16 protein-coding genes are annotated in these 13,184 nt (G+C 73.1%); 7 read left to right on the top strand and 9 right to left on the bottom strand.

Translation table 11 applies throughout. The features are described 5' to 3' along the window. Positions 1-2: 2 nt before the first annotated feature. Together Asera_RS31755 and Asera_RS31750 are read right to left on the bottom strand one after the other, a co-directional pair. Entirely contained in the window at positions 3-1,088 is a 1,086-nt protein-coding gene (locus Asera_RS31755) for a hypothetical protein (protein WP_157034926.1), read from the bottom strand. Then, positions 1,088-1,453, bottom strand: coding sequence for a PadR family transcriptional regulator (locus Asera_RS31750; protein ID WP_030447273.1), 366 nt, complete (start codon positions 1,451-1,453; stop codon positions 1,088-1,090). Before Asera_RS31750 ends, Asera_RS31755 begins: the two co-directional genes overlap by 1 nt. 201 nt (positions 1,454-1,654) lie before the next feature. Here Asera_RS31750 and Asera_RS31745 point away from each other — a divergent pair, with 201 nt between their 5' ends. Beyond that, positions 1,655-2,050, top strand: a complete 396-nt coding sequence (locus tag Asera_RS31745) for a hypothetical protein (RefSeq protein WP_030447272.1) — start codon at positions 1,655-1,657, stop codon at positions 2,048-2,050. Positions 2,051-2,055: 5 nt separating this feature from the next. Here the strand turns inward: Asera_RS31745 and Asera_RS31740 are convergent, their stop codons facing one another. The 4 genes from Asera_RS31740 to Asera_RS31725 all read right to left on the bottom strand — a co-directional run bounded on the left by Asera_RS31740 (position 2,056) and on the right by Asera_RS31725 (position 5,559). Beyond that, entirely contained in the window at positions 2,056-3,021 is a 966-nt protein-coding gene (locus Asera_RS31740) for a GlxA family transcriptional regulator (protein WP_030447271.1), read from the bottom strand. Positions 3,022-3,135: 114 nt separating this feature from the next. Then, entirely contained in the window at positions 3,136-4,383 is a 1,248-nt protein-coding gene (locus Asera_RS31735) for a VOC family protein (protein ID WP_051802470.1), read from the bottom strand. Continuing rightward, a complete protein-coding gene (locus Asera_RS31730) occupies positions 4,376-4,906 on the bottom strand; it encodes an RNA polymerase sigma factor (RefSeq protein ID WP_030447269.1) in 531 nt (176 codons plus the stop codon). Before Asera_RS31730 ends, Asera_RS31735 begins: the two co-directional genes overlap by 8 nt. Before the next feature lie 74 nt (positions 4,907-4,980). After that, positions 4,981-5,559, bottom strand: a complete 579-nt coding sequence (locus Asera_RS31725; RefSeq protein WP_030447268.1) for a TetR/AcrR family transcriptional regulator — start codon at positions 5,557-5,559, stop codon at positions 4,981-4,983. 80 nt (positions 5,560-5,639) lie between these two features. On the opposite strand from Asera_RS31725, the gene Asera_RS31720 reads away from it, so the two are divergent. The 4 genes from Asera_RS31720 to Asera_RS31705 all read left to right on the top strand — a co-directional run bounded on the left by Asera_RS31720 (position 5,640) and on the right by Asera_RS31705 (position 9,522). Next, the gene (locus Asera_RS31720) at positions 5,640-6,521 is read left to right on the top strand and encodes an SDR family oxidoreductase (RefSeq protein ID WP_030447267.1); all 882 of its coding nucleotides are present in this window, start codon (positions 5,640-5,642) and stop codon (positions 6,519-6,521) included. A gap of 101 nt (positions 6,522-6,622) precedes the next feature. After that, positions 6,623-7,525, top strand: coding sequence for an alpha/beta hydrolase family protein (locus tag Asera_RS31715; protein WP_030447266.1), 903 nt, complete (start codon positions 6,623-6,625; stop codon positions 7,523-7,525). A gap of 348 nt (positions 7,526-7,873) precedes the next feature. After that, entirely contained in the window at positions 7,874-8,716 is an 843-nt protein-coding gene (locus tag Asera_RS31710; RefSeq protein ID WP_157034925.1) for a hypothetical protein, read from the top strand. 2 nt (positions 8,717-8,718) lie between these two features. Beyond that, positions 8,719-9,522, top strand: coding sequence for a ferritin family protein (locus tag Asera_RS31705; RefSeq protein WP_035297194.1), 804 nt, complete (start codon positions 8,719-8,721; stop codon positions 9,520-9,522). 114 nt (positions 9,523-9,636) lie between these two features. Here the strand turns inward: Asera_RS31705 and Asera_RS31700 are convergent, their stop codons facing one another. Together Asera_RS31700 and Asera_RS31695 are read right to left on the bottom strand one after the other, a co-directional pair. Next, positions 9,637-10,011, bottom strand: a complete 375-nt coding sequence (locus Asera_RS31700; protein WP_030447263.1) for a hypothetical protein — start codon at positions 10,009-10,011, stop codon at positions 9,637-9,639. Positions 10,012-10,058: 47 nt separating this feature from the next. Beyond that, positions 10,059-11,018: an aldo/keto reductase gene (locus Asera_RS31695; RefSeq protein ID WP_030447262.1), complete on the bottom strand. Its 960-nt coding sequence runs from the start codon at positions 11,016-11,018 to the stop codon at positions 10,059-10,061. Between the two features lie 174 nt (positions 11,019-11,192). Between Asera_RS31695 and Asera_RS31690 the strand changes: the two genes are divergently transcribed. Then, positions 11,193-11,693, top strand: coding sequence for a TetR/AcrR family transcriptional regulator (locus Asera_RS31690; RefSeq protein ID WP_244844115.1), 501 nt, complete (start codon positions 11,193-11,195; stop codon positions 11,691-11,693). 78 nt (positions 11,694-11,771) lie between these two features. On the opposite strand, the gene Asera_RS31685 is transcribed toward Asera_RS31690, so the two are convergent. After that, positions 11,772-12,173, bottom strand: a complete 402-nt coding sequence (locus tag Asera_RS31685) for a DUF2000 domain-containing protein (protein WP_280529775.1) — start codon at positions 12,171-12,173, stop codon at positions 11,772-11,774. Between the two features lie 178 nt (positions 12,174-12,351). Here Asera_RS31685 and Asera_RS31680 point away from each other — a divergent pair, with 178 nt between their 5' ends. Then, positions 12,352-12,909 carry an Lrp/AsnC family transcriptional regulator gene (locus tag Asera_RS31680; RefSeq protein WP_244844113.1) on the top strand — a complete coding sequence of 186 codons (558 nt, stop codon included), beginning with the start codon at positions 12,352-12,354 and terminating at the stop codon, positions 12,907-12,909. Positions 12,910-13,184: the final 275 nt, after the last annotated feature.

Genomic DNA, 13,184 nt, shown 5'->3' with positions numbered 1-13,184 from the left:
GGCTAACCGGTGGGTTGCGCGGAGTTCCTGGTCGTGAGCTGTCGCAGGCCGGTGCTCGCCAGCGCGGCGAGGCTGGCGAGAGCGATCAGGACGACGGGGTAGAGCACGAGGCCGGCGAGGATGTTGCCGTCGAGGGCGTCGCTGAGGACATAACTGGCGACGTCCGGGTAGCCGCTGTGGGGGAAGGCGGCGACGTCGTACGGGCTGGTGAGGGTGTAGCGGTGCTGGCCGAGCAGCGCGGTCATCGCGATCGTGAAGTGGAGCGGTGCGCCGAGGATCGCGGTCAACGTCCCGGCCCGAGCGCCGGCCCGCCAGTTCCGGGTGGTGGTCGCGGCGCCGATCGACACAGCCAGCGTCGCGGCGGCGGCGACCGGTGACAGGTACTCCGTCATCCCGCCGGTACCGGCAGATCCGGTCAGCGTGCGGATGGTCCAGGCGGCAGTGCTGGCCATCGCGCCGGCGAGCCCCCACCACAGCGCGGCGTTCGCGCCGTTGGCCAGCTGGCGTGGCGTGACCGCGACCGCAAGGTAGCCGGTGAGGATCACGGCGAACAGGACCGAGACGACGTACCGGCTGTGGTCGTCGGTCGCGGCCGGGTGGGCCGATGCGACCCGGACCACGGTGGTCACCGTGGCCGCGACACCGGCGAGCGCGACCACGCTGACCGCCACACGGGACGCAGCAGGCCGCGGCCGCAGCGATCGCGTCACCATGACGACGGCACCGGCACACAGCGAGAAGCCCAGCGCGGCAACGAAGACCGACAGGGTCGGTACGGTCGAGGCGGTGACCCAGGTCGCCCCGGTGGCAAGGGCCAATCCTGCGGCCGCACCCGCGAGCACCCAGCCGGGCCGGCGATGCGGCGGAAACAGCGTCACCCGCAGCACGCCGGCGGCGAACCTCCATCGCCGGCCCCGGCCGGGTATCCCGGTCAGTTCGGCGATCATCGCCTGGCCCCAGTCTGCCCGATGTGCCGGCAGCCGCCTCGCCGCGAGCGCGACGATGCGCGACGGCAGGTCGCCGCTGCCCCGCAGCGCCCACACGAGTGCCAGCGTCAGGAGGGCGGCGGGTATCAGGAGAATGGGCATCAGGCGCCGTCCCATCGCAGTCGTCGCGGCGACCGTGCCGGTTTCGGCGGCGCCGGGGTGGCGGCGGGCGCCGGTTTCGGCGGCGCCGGGGTGGCGGCAGGTGCCGGCCCGAGCGAGGCGGCGTGGGCCCGGCCGGCGCCGGTGAGCCGGTACAGGTGTCGGGCGGGCCGGCCCGGCACCCGCTCGGTTTCCCAGCTCGTCTCCAACATCCCGCGGTCGGCGAGCCGGATCAGGATCGGGTACATCGTTCCGGCCGCCACGCCGAGCTGGTTGCACAGGTCGTACCCGTAGCGCCACCTCTCGGGATCCTCGGCGAGGGCCCGCAGGACCGCCACGGCGCGGGGAGAGAGTCGCCGATGAGCCATAGGAAAACTCTATATAGGTAGAGTACCGAGCGCAAGAGATCCGCCGCGGCCGCGGCGGCCACTGCTGGTGACCGCGTCGAGGTCGGAAGCGGAGCGTCGGGGACAGGAACGCCAGGATTTCGGCCTGGGATCGGCCGAGATGCCCCATGTCCGATCTCGGCCCGCATCATGGTGAGCACGTCGAGACGAGGGGACGTCGCCATGGTCAAGTACCTGCTCACCGCCGCCGCCGTCTACCTGGGTGCGATCGGGCTGGCGCTGCTGTTCGTACCGGCGCAGTTCGGCGTCGACGCGGTGCCGAAGGACGCCTCACCCGAGCTGCTCGCGCTGCTCCGGCTGCTCGGCGGTCCGATGCTCGGCATCGCCGTGCTGAACTGGATGTCCCGTACGACATCGCCGTCGGCGCTGCGCCGGACGGTCCTGCTGGCCAACCTCGTCGGGTTCGGCGTCGTCGCCGCCAACGACGTGGTGGGCGTGGTGACCGGAGACGCACGAGACCTCGCGCGCATCTTCCTGGTGGTACACCTGGCGTTCACCGCCGCGTTCGCGGTCGCGCTGGCACGCCGCGCCCCGGTCACGGCCGGGGAGCGGGCCTGAGCGGGCTACGACGGTGACCGCACCTGGGTGGACCGGAACCGTCTCGGGCTGACCCCGAACCGGGCGGCGAACGCCTGGCGCAGGGTCTCGGCCGACCGGAAGCCGCACCGGTGCGCGATCTGGGACAGCGACAGGTCGGTCGTCGCGGCCAGCCGCGCCGCGATCTCCAGCCGCATCCGGCGTACCGCGCTGGCCGGGGTCTCGCCGGCGTGCTCGCGAAACAGCCTGGTCAGCTGGCGCGCGCTGACGCCCGCGTGTGCGGCGATGGCCGGGACGCTCAGGTCGGCGTCCGGATGCGCGACCACGTGGTCGATCACCAGCCGTAGCGTGGCGTGGTCGGGTCGCGGCGCGGACGTGAACACGCTCATCTGCGCCTGGTTACCCGGCCGCTGCAGGTAGGTGACCATACCCATGGCCACCCATCGGGCGAGTTCGGCGCCGTGGTCCTCCTCGATGAACGCCAGGGTCAGATCCAGCGAGGCGGTCACCCCGCCGGAGGTGGCCACCGCCCCGTCGCGCACGAAGATCGGTGCCGGATCGACCCGCACCCGGGGGTAGGAGCGTTCCAGTTCGGCGGCGTACAGCCAGTGCGTGGTCGCCCGCTTGCCGTCCAGCAGCCGGGCCGCGGCGAGCACGGTGGCGCCGGTGCAGACCGAGGCGACCCGGTTCGCGCCGGCGGCGAGCCGCCGGACCTGGCGTACCAGCTCGGCGTCGCGCGCCGCGGCCCGGTGACCGTCGCCGCCGGAGACGATCACGGTGTCGGCGTGCCGGATCGCGTCGAGCCGGGCCTGCGCCGCCAGGGACAGGCCGGTCTCGCAGCGGACCGGATCACCCGAGACGTTCGCGAACACCAGCTCGTACCGGGGATCGGCGCCGAGCCGGTTCGCGAGCGCGAGCGCGGAGGTGACGCAGGCGATGTCGACCAGCTCTGCGTTGTCGTACCCGACCACCACGACCCGGTGCGAGTCCATCCGCACACCGTACCGCCGCGCGGCGCCCGCTCCTGCGTGCCGAACGCCGGACTGGCGCGCCGCTGACCGGGTTGCGGGCGGCGATCCGGCCGGCCCGCCGGGCGAGGCGGCTGGTCAGAGCTGGCCGAGGTGGAAGCGCAGGCCCTGGTCGTCGGCGCAGTCCGCGGTCAGCCCGTACGGCTGCCGCTCGGGGTCGCTCGCCGTACCTCCGTGCGCCCGGACCGCGGCCACGGCCGCCGCGATGTCGTCGACCCGCCACAGCGGTACCGCGGTGGCGCGCTCGTGCCCACCGGACAGGCCGGTCATCGGTACCGGTCCCTCGACCTGCCAGCCGTCGGGGACGCTGCCGGGCGCGAACCGCCAGCCGAGCACCGATCCGTAGAAGGCTCGTGCCTTCGCCGAGTCGACGACCTCCAGGGTGAGGTAGCCGAGATCGCCGTGCCGGCGGCCGTTCGCGGGCGGGCGGGCACCCACGTGGCTTGCCGGCGGCTGGTACATCGCGAACGCGGTGCCCTGGTCGTCGACGCACTCGACCACCGTGCCGAACGGTTCGGGGATCGGCTCGCCGGCGCGGCCGCCGGCGGCGCGGACCGCCTCGGCGTTCGCGCGCGCGTCGGCCACCGCGTAGCAGCAGAACAGCGTCGGGCCCTCGGCGGTCGACCACAGCCCGATCGCCGGCAGCTGTCCGGAGACGTGCCGCCGGGGCCCGGCCGGCACGTCCCAGCCGAGCACCGCCCGGTAGAACCGGGCGGCCCGGTCCCGGTCGGGTACCCACAGCGACACGTACCCGACGTCGCCGGTCCGGTACGCCGGTTCGGCCGCCGGGAGCGGCGAGTGCAGCCCCCAGCGGTGCCCGAACGGGTCGACGATCCACGCCATCCGCTCGCCGTACCCGTCGTACGGCGGGCGGTCGCCGGTGGCGCCGGCGTCGATCGCCGCGGCGCGTACCGCGTCGGCGTCGCCGACCGGCAGCACCAGGCTCACCGCGGCGGCATTCGGCCGCGGCGCGGCGACACCGATCTCCGGGTGCTCATCGGCCAGGTAGAGCACGCCGTCACCGATGGCCAGCTCGGCGTGGCCGATCCGGCCGTCCGGCATGACGACCGGTTCGCCATCGACCACCGCACCGAAAACCTCGGTGTACCAGTCGATCGCGGCTCGCGCGTCCGCGACGGCGAGGTAGGGGACGGCGGCCGGCCGTGGCGTGGTCGCGGCCTCGGGTGGGATGGTCGTGGTCATCGGGATCACTCCTGACGGCAGGGCGAGCGCCCGTTCGACGCGGGCGCGCAGCGCGCGGGCGAAGGCCGGATCGGGGGCCACCGGTGTCACCGGTTCGCGCAGCTGCTCGAACGGGTCAGTCATCGATCTCCCCCTCTCCCTCGGTGTAGACGGTCCGGAACTCGCGCCGGGCCCGGACGAGCAGCGCCTCGGTGGCCCGGACGGTCCGGTCGAGCAGCGCCGCGACCCGCGGTACCGGCAGGTCGTCGACGTAGCGCAGGGTCAGCGCGGCGCGGTGCTGCGGGGCGAGCCGGTCGAGCGTGGCGCGGGCGCGCAGGGCGTCCAGCCGGTCGTCCCACGGGTCGTCCTGGGCGGTCGGTTCGAGCGCGACGGCCCGCAGGTTGCGCTGTTCGCGGGCCTGCCGGCGCCAGTGGTCGGCGAGCTTGTGCCGGGCCACGCCGATCAGCCAGCCGACGTCGATGCGCGGGGGCATGCCGCGGCGCACCGAGTCGACCGCCGCGAGGAACGTCTCGGAGGTCAGCTCCTCGGCTACCTCGCGGCTTCCGCAGCGACGCAGCAGGTAGCCGTACACCTGCGGCAGCGCCGGGTCGTAGAGCGCCAGCAGCGCGCTGCCCGCGTCCTCGGCCGGAGACTGCCTCGGGTCCACGCTCTCATCGTCGTCGCCGGAGCCGAAACTCCGACGGTCCCGCCGAGAATCCGTGCGTACGGGGCCGGTACGGCTCAGCCGAGCGAGGTGGCCGCGGCGTGCAGCTCGCGCAGCGCGGCGAGCGCGTGGTGGGCGAGTCCCCGGTCGTGGGTGCGGTCGTCCTCGGTCCACCGTGCGAAACCGCGCTTGAAGGCGAGCAGGCCCAGCTCGGCCGCCAGCTGCGCGGTCGCCTCGGGTACGCCGCGGGCGAGCAGCGCGGTGCTCATCGCGGCGGCGAGCCCGATGTTCTTGAGTGCGTCGCGTTCCTGCAGTTCGGTGCTGGCCGCCACGGCGGCCTTCAGCCGCGGGCCGAGCTCGCGGTTCGCCGGCCCCATCGCGCCGGCGACGCGTTCGAGGCCGAGGCCGACCGCCGTCAGCGGGGTGGCATCCGCGGGAGCCTCGGCAATGCCCTCGGCGAGCAGCCGGCTCAGCGTCTCCTGGCCGGCGACGAGAAGCTCCCGCTTGTCGGAGAAGTGCCGGAAGAAGGTGCTCTTGGTGACCCCGGCCCGCTCGGCGATCTGCGCGACGGTGGTGGCGTCGTAGCCCTGCTCGCCGAACAGGTCGACGGCCGCGACGATCAGCCGCTGGGTCGTCTCCGGTTGCCATCGCGCCATGGCGACATCCTATGCGACGGGACAATGGTCCCATCACCGTGTACGGTGATGGGACAAAGGTCTCGTCACTGGGAGGGCTCATGCAGGTCTTCGTCACCGGCGGTACCGGCACCGTCGGCTCCGCCGTCGTTCCGGAACTGCTCGCCGCCGGGCACACCGTGCTCGCGCTCGCTCGCTCGGACAAGTCCGCGCAGGCGCTCACCGATGCCGGCGCCACGGTGCTGCGCGGGCAGTTGCGCGACCTCGACGTGCTGCGCGCCGGTGCGGCCCGGTCCGACGGGGTGATCAGCCTGGCGTTCGGCAACGACTACGCCACCGAGGAGGCGCTCGTGCGGTCGATGGCCGAGGAGACGGCCGCGCTCGCCGCGCTGGGTGCGGAGCTGGCCGGCAGTAATCGCCCGCTCGTCGCCGTTTCGGGCACGCCGTGGGTGCCGGGACGCGTCGCCACCGAGGACGACCCGATCCCGACCGAGGGGCCGGTGGGGGAGCGCGCCAAGGCGGTGACCGCGCTGCTGGCGTTGGCGTCCCGCGGCGTGCGCAGCGCCACCGTCCGGTTGCCTCGCACGGTCCACGTCGACGGCCGGGGAGGGTTCGCCGGGCTGCTGACCGAGCAGGCGCGCGCCACCGGGACGGTCGGCTACCCCGGCGACGGGACACAGCGCTGGCCGGCGGTGCACACGCGCGACGCGGCGGTGCTGTTCCGGCTGGTGCTCGAGTCGGCGCCGGCCGGTAGCTCGTGGCATGCGGTCGCCGACGAGGGCGACGCGGTGCGTGACATCGCGGCGGTCATCGGCCGTCGGCTCGGCCTGCCGGTCGGGCAGGTACCGGTGGAGAACTTCGGGCCGTTCGGTCCGATCTTCGCGATGGACCAGCCGGCCAGCAGCGTGCGTACCCGCCAGGTGCTCGGTTGGCGGCCCAGCCATCCCGGCCTGCTCGCCGATCTGGAGAACCTCCAGCCCTGAGGGGTGAGCCCAGGTTGTTTCCGGAACGCTGTTCCGTTAAAGTATGCGGAACAGCGTTCCGCTATATCGGCGGGGCCGTACACCTGGAAAGCAGTGCAGCCATGCCCGCACCCCAGCTCGCCCAGCAACTGATCGCGATCAAGCCGATCACCGTCCCCAGCGCCGACCGAGGTCTCGACCTGCAGGTCAAGGTCACCGCACCGAGGTCCGGCCGGCGGCTGCCGGTGATCGTGTTCTCGCACGGCAACGCCTGGTCGATGGACGGCTATGAGCCGCTCGTCGACCGCTGGGCGGCGGCGGGCTTCGTCGTCGTCCAGCCCACCCACCTCGACTCCCGCCACAACGGCATCGGGCTCGACGACCCGCGGTACCGCACCATCTGGCGGGTCCGGATCGCCGACCTGCACGCGATCCTCGACCATCTCGGCAAGATCCTCGCCGAGGCGGACGGGCTGGACGCCCGGATCGACGCCGATCGGGTGGCCGTCGTCGGGCACTCCTGGGGCGCCCAGACCGTCGGTACCCTCCTCGGCGCCCGGGTGCTCGACGCGGACGGCGTGCCCGGAGCGGACTTCCGTCATCCGGCGGCGAAGGCCGGCGCGCTCATCGCGGCGACCGGCACCGGCGACACGCTGACCCCGTTCGCGGCCGAGCACCTGCCGTTCATGCGGCCCGACTACACCACCATGCGCGCGCCGGCGCTGGTCGTCGCCGGCGGCCGGGACCAATCCGCGCTCTCCACCCGCGGGCCGGACTGGTTCACCGACGCGTACCACCTGAGTCCGGGGCCGAAGAGCCTGCTCACCGTCGCGGACGGCGAGCACACCCTCGGCGGTGTCGCCGGCGAGAGCGTCGCCGAAACCACCGACGAGGACCCGGCGCGGGTCGAGTTGGTGGCGTCCGCGGTCGCCGCGTACCTGCGGGACGTGTTCGGGCTCGACCACGACGGCTGGGCGGCACTGCGGCGCGATGCCGGCGACGGGTACACCATCGACGGCAGGTGACGGCGACGCTCGCCTCGTCCCGGCGTCTCGCGGACCTGCCGTCGCGGCGGGTGCATCGACGCCCCGCTGCTCGAGGCGTACGCGACCGAGGCGCGGCGGGTATTCGACGCCCAGCTGCCGGTGCCGGCACCGCACCGGTGCGCGAGGAGGCGCTGCCGGCGGTGTGGCGTCGTGTGCCCGGCGGCCCGTCGTCGTCGAACTCACAGAGGTTGGTCGCTAGCCGCGGCGCCGCGACGTCTGTCACCATATCCGCAGCGACGGCCGTCGATCTGTTGCGAAGAGCAGATCGGCTGGTTAGGTTAGCCTTCCTGAAGGTTCAAGTGCGGTGGTGGCCGCCGGGGGTGGCCGGTGACTGGTGCGATCGATTCCGACGATGCGGTGCGGGCGCTCGACGCCCGCCTGCGCGCGCACGCCGCCGCGGCCGACGAGATTCACGACCCCATCGAATTCGCGACGGCGCCGGCGGCGAGCCCGCAGTTCGCGGCCGCGGTACGAGGCGTCGCCCGGCTGGAGCGGTGCACGATTCCGCGGCTGCGGCGGATGCTCGTCTCGCCGACCCACCTGGACGCGCGGCTGACCGCGTTCTTCTCCACCTGGGCGTACGAGCGCTACTGGATCGCCGACCGGCTCGACCAGCTCGGCGCCGCCTACGCGGCCGGCGACACCGCAGCGGCCGCCGAGTCGGGCGGCGGCGTCGATCGGGCCGCGGTGCGGCGCGACCGGCGCGAACGCGTGTGGCTGCTCGGTACCGCGATCACCACCAACCTGGTCGGTACGCCGATGGTCGCCGTGCACGTCCTGCAGTGCCTGGTCGACGAGTGGGTGCTCGACGAGGTGTACTCGGCGTTGGCCGGCGAGGTGCCGGACGCCCGGTCGGCCGAGCTCATTGAGGACATCCGGCGGGTGAAGGCCGAGCACGCCGAGATCCTGCGACTGGCGTTCACGCTCCGGCGCCCGGCGCAGGGAGCCGGGCTGCGGCTGGTCGGCGCCGCGCTGCGCCGGATCAGCTGGCCTGCCGAGGCCGGGCTCGGCCCGATGCACATCGGTGCCCTGCGTCGGCTGGTCGCCGGCGACACCGCGAGCCTGTCCCGCATCACGGAACGGATCAACGCGCTCGGCCTGGGTGAGCACCGGGTCGCGCTGCTGGCACCGAGACGCAGCACCGTCCTGCGCATCCGAAGGGTGAAATGACCATGGCGTTCGACACCACGAAGTTTGCCCGGGACTCCAGACGGCTGGCGTGGCAGGACCTCGACTTCGCCAGCTTCCGCACCGACCCGCTGCCCCCGGAGACGCTGCGCTGCCTGCGGTACATGTGCGACATCGAGTTCCACACCGTCTGCTACATGCGCGACATGCTGATGACCCCGTCCCAGGTCGACGGCGAGATCAGCACGTTCATGACGATGTGGAACCGGGAGGAGTACTGGCACGGCGAGGCGCTCGCCGCGGTACTCGGCGAACACGGCATCACCGTCGACTACGACGAGTTGAAGGCGACCCGGCTGCGCGCCGGCTGGAAGGACAAGCTCGCCCCGGTGCGGCAGGCGCTGGCCGGGATGCTCGTCGGCGCCGACTTCATCGCCGTGCACATGAGCTGGGGTGCGGCGAACGAGTGGTCGGCGACCGCGGCGTACCAGCGGCTCGCGGCGATGGAGTCGCACCCGGCGCTGAGCCCGCTACTGCGCCGCATCGCGAAGCAGGAGACCCGGCACGTGGCGTTCTACGCCTCGCAGGCGCGCCGCCGGCTGGAACGCAGCCGCAAGGCGCAGCTGCTCACCCGGTACGCGCTGCGCAAGTTCTGGGGCCCGGTCGGCTCCGGCGTGATGCCCGATGCCGAGGTCACCCACGTGATGGGCCATCTGTTCGCCGGCGCCGCCGGCGCCGACCAGATCGATCGGATCGACGGCCACATCGGCAACCTGCCGGGAATGAAGGGGCTGACGATCCTGCGGGATGCGTTCCTGTCCCGCCGCATCCCCCTCGGCGCCCACTGACCAGCCTCCTCGCCCGGCCCGGCCTCGGCCGGTTGATCAAGGGATCGGTGCGCGTTCTTCCTGGACTCGGCGCACCGGTCCCTTGATCAACGCCAGGGGCCCCTCGGGCTGGGCTCAGGAGAGCCAGCGTAGGGCGGCGTCGGCGCAGTCGTCCGGCGTGCTGTCGAACGCGATCGCCGCGTCCGGCGCGTGCCGCCGGACCAGGTTGATCACCCGCTCGAACAGCTCCAGCAGCGGTTCGTAGGTGCGGATCCCGGCCCCGATCACCACGCACGCGTAGTCGTCGCCGCGCAGTGCCGCCGCGATCGTGGCCTCGGGGGAGTCGTCGAGGTCGACCAGACACCAGTCGGCGTCCACCTTCAGCGCCCGGGCGCGCTCCTTTCCCCGGTCGATCGCCGCCAGCACCGGCTCCGGATCCCAGCCCCGCAACTGGGCCGGATCCAACCCCACCACCAGAACGCGCCCCATCACGTACACCTCCCACCCCATCGTCCCGCACCCCCCCCGTCCGCCGAGGCGGCGGCGCGGGCCGATGGTCAGTCGCCGGCGGGATCGATGGGGAGATCGGTGGAATGGGTCGGTAGCGCATCGAGCGCGGCGAGGGCATCCTCGGGGAGCTCGACGCTGCCCGCGGCGATGTTGGCCGCCAGGTGCGCGAGGCTCGTGGTCCCGGGGATGAGCAGGGTGTGGGGGGCGTGCCGGAGCAGCCAGGCCAGGCCGACCTGGGCGGCCGTGACACCGAGCGACTCGGCGACGGCGGCGACGGCGGGTACGTCCGAGACGTGGGTCATGCCTGGGAACGCGCCACCGAGCGGGAAGAACGGCATCCAGGCGATCTGCTCGGCCTGGCACAGCCGCAGCACCGGCTCGGCGTCCCGGGCCACCAGGCTGTACGCGTTCTGCACGCAGGCGATGCCCGCCGGCAACGCTCGGCGCAGCTCGTCCTCGGTCACGCCGCTGAGCCCGATCGCGCCGATCTTGCCCTCGTCGCGCAGGGCGATCATCGCGGCGACCTGGTCCTCCAGCGCGACCACCTGGTCGCCGGTGGCGCGGATGCGGGGGCCGGTGGTCCCGATCCGGCGCAGGTTGACGACCGGGATCTGGTCCAGCCCGAGGCTGCGCAGGTTGTCCTCGACGCTGGCGCGCAGCTGCTCGGGGCGTTGCGCGGGACGTATCGGCAGGCGGGCGCCCGGGTCGGGATCGGCGCCGACCTTGCTGACCACGACGACACCGTCCGCCGGACGGTACGCCTCGCGAATCAGCTCGTTGACGTACCCGTCGCCGTAGAACTGTGCGGTGTCGACGTGGTCGGCGCCGAGCTCGGCGGCCCGGCGCAGCACGGTGATCGCGGCGGCACGGTCGTCGTGTAGCCGCTCCAGCTGCATGGCGCCGTAGCCGATGCGCGAGACGGTGTGCCGGCCGAGCGTTCCGGCGCCGCCGGCGCGGGGTGCGCCGAGCTGGGTCCGGTCCGCTGTGGACGATGGGCTCGTGGTCATGTCGGCCTCCGATGTGGGACGATGGACCTAAGCGGAATTACCTCCGCTTCATCGACGATAGCACTGTACTGGAGGTGCCTCCGCTTTGGCTGGGGAGAGGTCCGGGGGAAGACCGCCCGGGCGCCGCGCGCCGACGCGCAGCGCAACCGCGACAAACTGGTACGTGCCGCACGGGTGGCGTTCACCGACGCCGACGGTCCGGTGCCGCTGGAGGACATCGCCCGCGCCGCCGGCGTCGGCGTCGGCACCCTGTACCGCAACTTCCCGACCCGGGAGGCGCTGGTCGAGGCGGTCTACGCGAGCGAGCTGGCGGCCCTCACCGACAGCGCCGACGAACTGCTGCAACGGCACCCGCCGGACGTCGCGCTGCGCGCCTGGATGGGCGGGTACGCGCGGTTCTTCGCCGCGAAGCGGGGGATGGCCGACACCCTGCGCGCCGGCTGGGCCAGCGGCCGCATCGCCACCCCGAACACCCGGGAACGGCTCAGCGTCGCCATGGGACGCATCCTCGCCGCCGGCGCCGCCGCCGGCGTGCTGCGCGCCGACGCCGATCCGTACGACGTGACCACGATGCTTCTGGGCAGCTTCCTCGCGACCGCCTCCGGCGACAACGCGGAGCGGATCGACCAGATGCTCGACCTGCTCGTCGACGCGCTGCGGCCGCCCCGTTCATGAGCCGCCCCACGCCTGGGTCGCCCCGCGCCTGAGTCGCCCTGCGCCTGAGCTGCCCTGTGCCTGAGTCGCCCTGCTGCGTCAGGGCAGCAGCGGGAGCCGGTGGACCAGCTTGTCGACGCGGTTGCGGGGGCCGACGATGCCGACCGCGAGGTAGCCGATCTCGGCGCCCGGAACGTCCCGCAGCCGGGTCAGGTACTCGTCGTACACGCGCGTCTGCTGGGCCAGCCCGGGCATGTCCGCGACGTACGTGCCGAGGGCGCCGGTTGCCTTGTCCCGCAACGTACGCAGCTGATCGGTCGAGGCCGCGAGGACGGTGCAGCCGGCCCACGGCAGACCGGGATGGACCGAGCCGCCGAGGTCGGCGCCGTCCGGCCCGAGCAGGCCCGGTACCGCCCGCGCGGTCGCCGCGGCGACGCAGATCGCCGCGTTGACCGCCAGCCCCGGCGGCAGCGTGTCGTCGACGGCGACGACCCATTTCAGCCGGGCCGCCCTGGTCGGCGCGGCGGTGTCGATCTCCTCGGGGCGAACCCCACGATGCTCTCGGCGGTGGATGTCACGAGCGCCTCACTGTCACGAAGTACGGGTAGCGCGAACTACGCTAGGCAGGACGACGAAACAACGTCAACCGATCCGTACTTAATACGGTGAGAGCGGGTAGATGGTGGACCTGGACGAACTTGATACGGCGATCCTGCGGGCGCTGCAGGAGAATGCACGGCGCACCAACCGGGACGTGGCCGCCGCCGTCGGCGTGTCGCCCACCACCGCGCTGGACCGCACCCGGGCGCTGCAGGAGCGCGGCGTGATTCGCGGCGCGCTGCTCGACGTGGACCTGGCGGCCGTCGGCCGGCCGGTGCAGGCGCTGATCGCGGTCCGCATCCGGCCACCGTCGAGATCGGTGATCGAGGCGTTCCGGGAGTGGGTCTCGACGCTGCCGGAGACGCTCGCCGTGTTCGTCACCTCGGGCAACGAGGACTTCCTGATTCACGTCGCGGTCGCCGACAACGACAGCCTGTACGCGTTCGTGATCGACCGGCTGACCCAACGCGCCGAGATCGCCGACGTCCGTACCTCGGTCGTCTACGAGCACCTGCGCAACGGCGCCATCGTGCCGGCGGCGCCGGGTGGTTCCGGTCCGGCACCGCGTCCCGCTCCGGCGGCCGGCCCGGCCGCGGGCGCCCGTCCCCCCGTACGGCAACGCCGCCGCCGGCGCTGACCACCGCGCCGCGGCAGCGACGATGTGGTGGTGCGTCGGTGTGACATCGATCGCGCCAGCCGGTCGGCCCAACCAGCCGCACGACAGCGGCGTGGATGCTCCATCGGGCCTTCGGCGTTGTCGTTCCAATGGTCAGTGTTTCCGGTCGGCACGGACCATGGTCGCGACCGGGGCGTTCTCGCCAGGATTGACCGAAAGATCAAGACTGCTGTGCCGATCTCGGAGCCCGAAGGTGGTGGAAACCCGGAGTCGGGCCCTGTCGGCGGCGACTTCGG

The sequence above is a fragment of the Actinocatenispora sera genome, assembly GCF_018324685.1.
GTDB classification, from domain to species: domain Bacteria; phylum Actinomycetota; class Actinomycetes; order Mycobacteriales; family Micromonosporaceae; genus Actinocatenispora; species Actinocatenispora sera.
This window is presented reverse-complemented; position numbering and strand designations above follow the sequence as displayed.

Excerpts from the sequence above, each read along its gene's own strand:
- Asera_RS31755 (WP_157034926.1), bottom strand. The coding sequence starts at position 1,088 with ATGCCCATTCTCCTGATACCCGCCGCCCTCCTGACGCTGGCACTCGTG.
- Asera_RS31750 (WP_030447273.1), bottom strand. The coding sequence starts at position 1,453 with ATGGCTCATCGGCGACTCTCTCCCCGCGCCGTGGCGGTCCTGCGGGCC.
- Asera_RS31745 (WP_030447272.1), top strand. The coding sequence starts at position 1,655 with ATGGTCAAGTACCTGCTCACCGCCGCCGCCGTCTACCTGGGTGCGATC.
- Asera_RS31740 (WP_030447271.1), bottom strand. The coding sequence starts at position 3,021 with ATGGACTCGCACCGGGTCGTGGTGGTCGGGTACGACAACGCAGAGCTG.
- Asera_RS31735 (WP_051802470.1), bottom strand. The coding sequence starts at position 4,383 with ATGACTGACCCGTTCGAGCAGCTGCGCGAACCGGTGACACCGGTGGCC.
- Asera_RS31725 (WP_030447268.1), bottom strand. The coding sequence starts at position 5,559 with ATGGCGCGATGGCAACCGGAGACGACCCAGCGGCTGATCGTCGCGGCC.
- Asera_RS31720 (WP_030447267.1), top strand. The coding sequence starts at position 5,640 with ATGCAGGTCTTCGTCACCGGCGGTACCGGCACCGTCGGCTCCGCCGTC.
- Asera_RS31715 (WP_030447266.1), top strand. The coding sequence starts at position 6,623 with ATGCCCGCACCCCAGCTCGCCCAGCAACTGATCGCGATCAAGCCGATC.
- Asera_RS31705 (WP_035297194.1), top strand. The coding sequence starts at position 8,719 with ATGGCGTTCGACACCACGAAGTTTGCCCGGGACTCCAGACGGCTGGCG.
- Asera_RS31700 (WP_030447263.1), bottom strand. The coding sequence starts at position 10,011 with ATGGGGTGGGAGGTGTACGTGATGGGGCGCGTTCTGGTGGTGGGGTTG.
- Asera_RS31695 (WP_030447262.1), bottom strand. The coding sequence starts at position 11,018 with ATGACCACGAGCCCATCGTCCACAGCGGACCGGACCCAGCTCGGCGCA.
- Asera_RS31680 (WP_244844113.1), top strand. The coding sequence starts at position 12,352 with ATGGTGGACCTGGACGAACTTGATACGGCGATCCTGCGGGCGCTGCAG.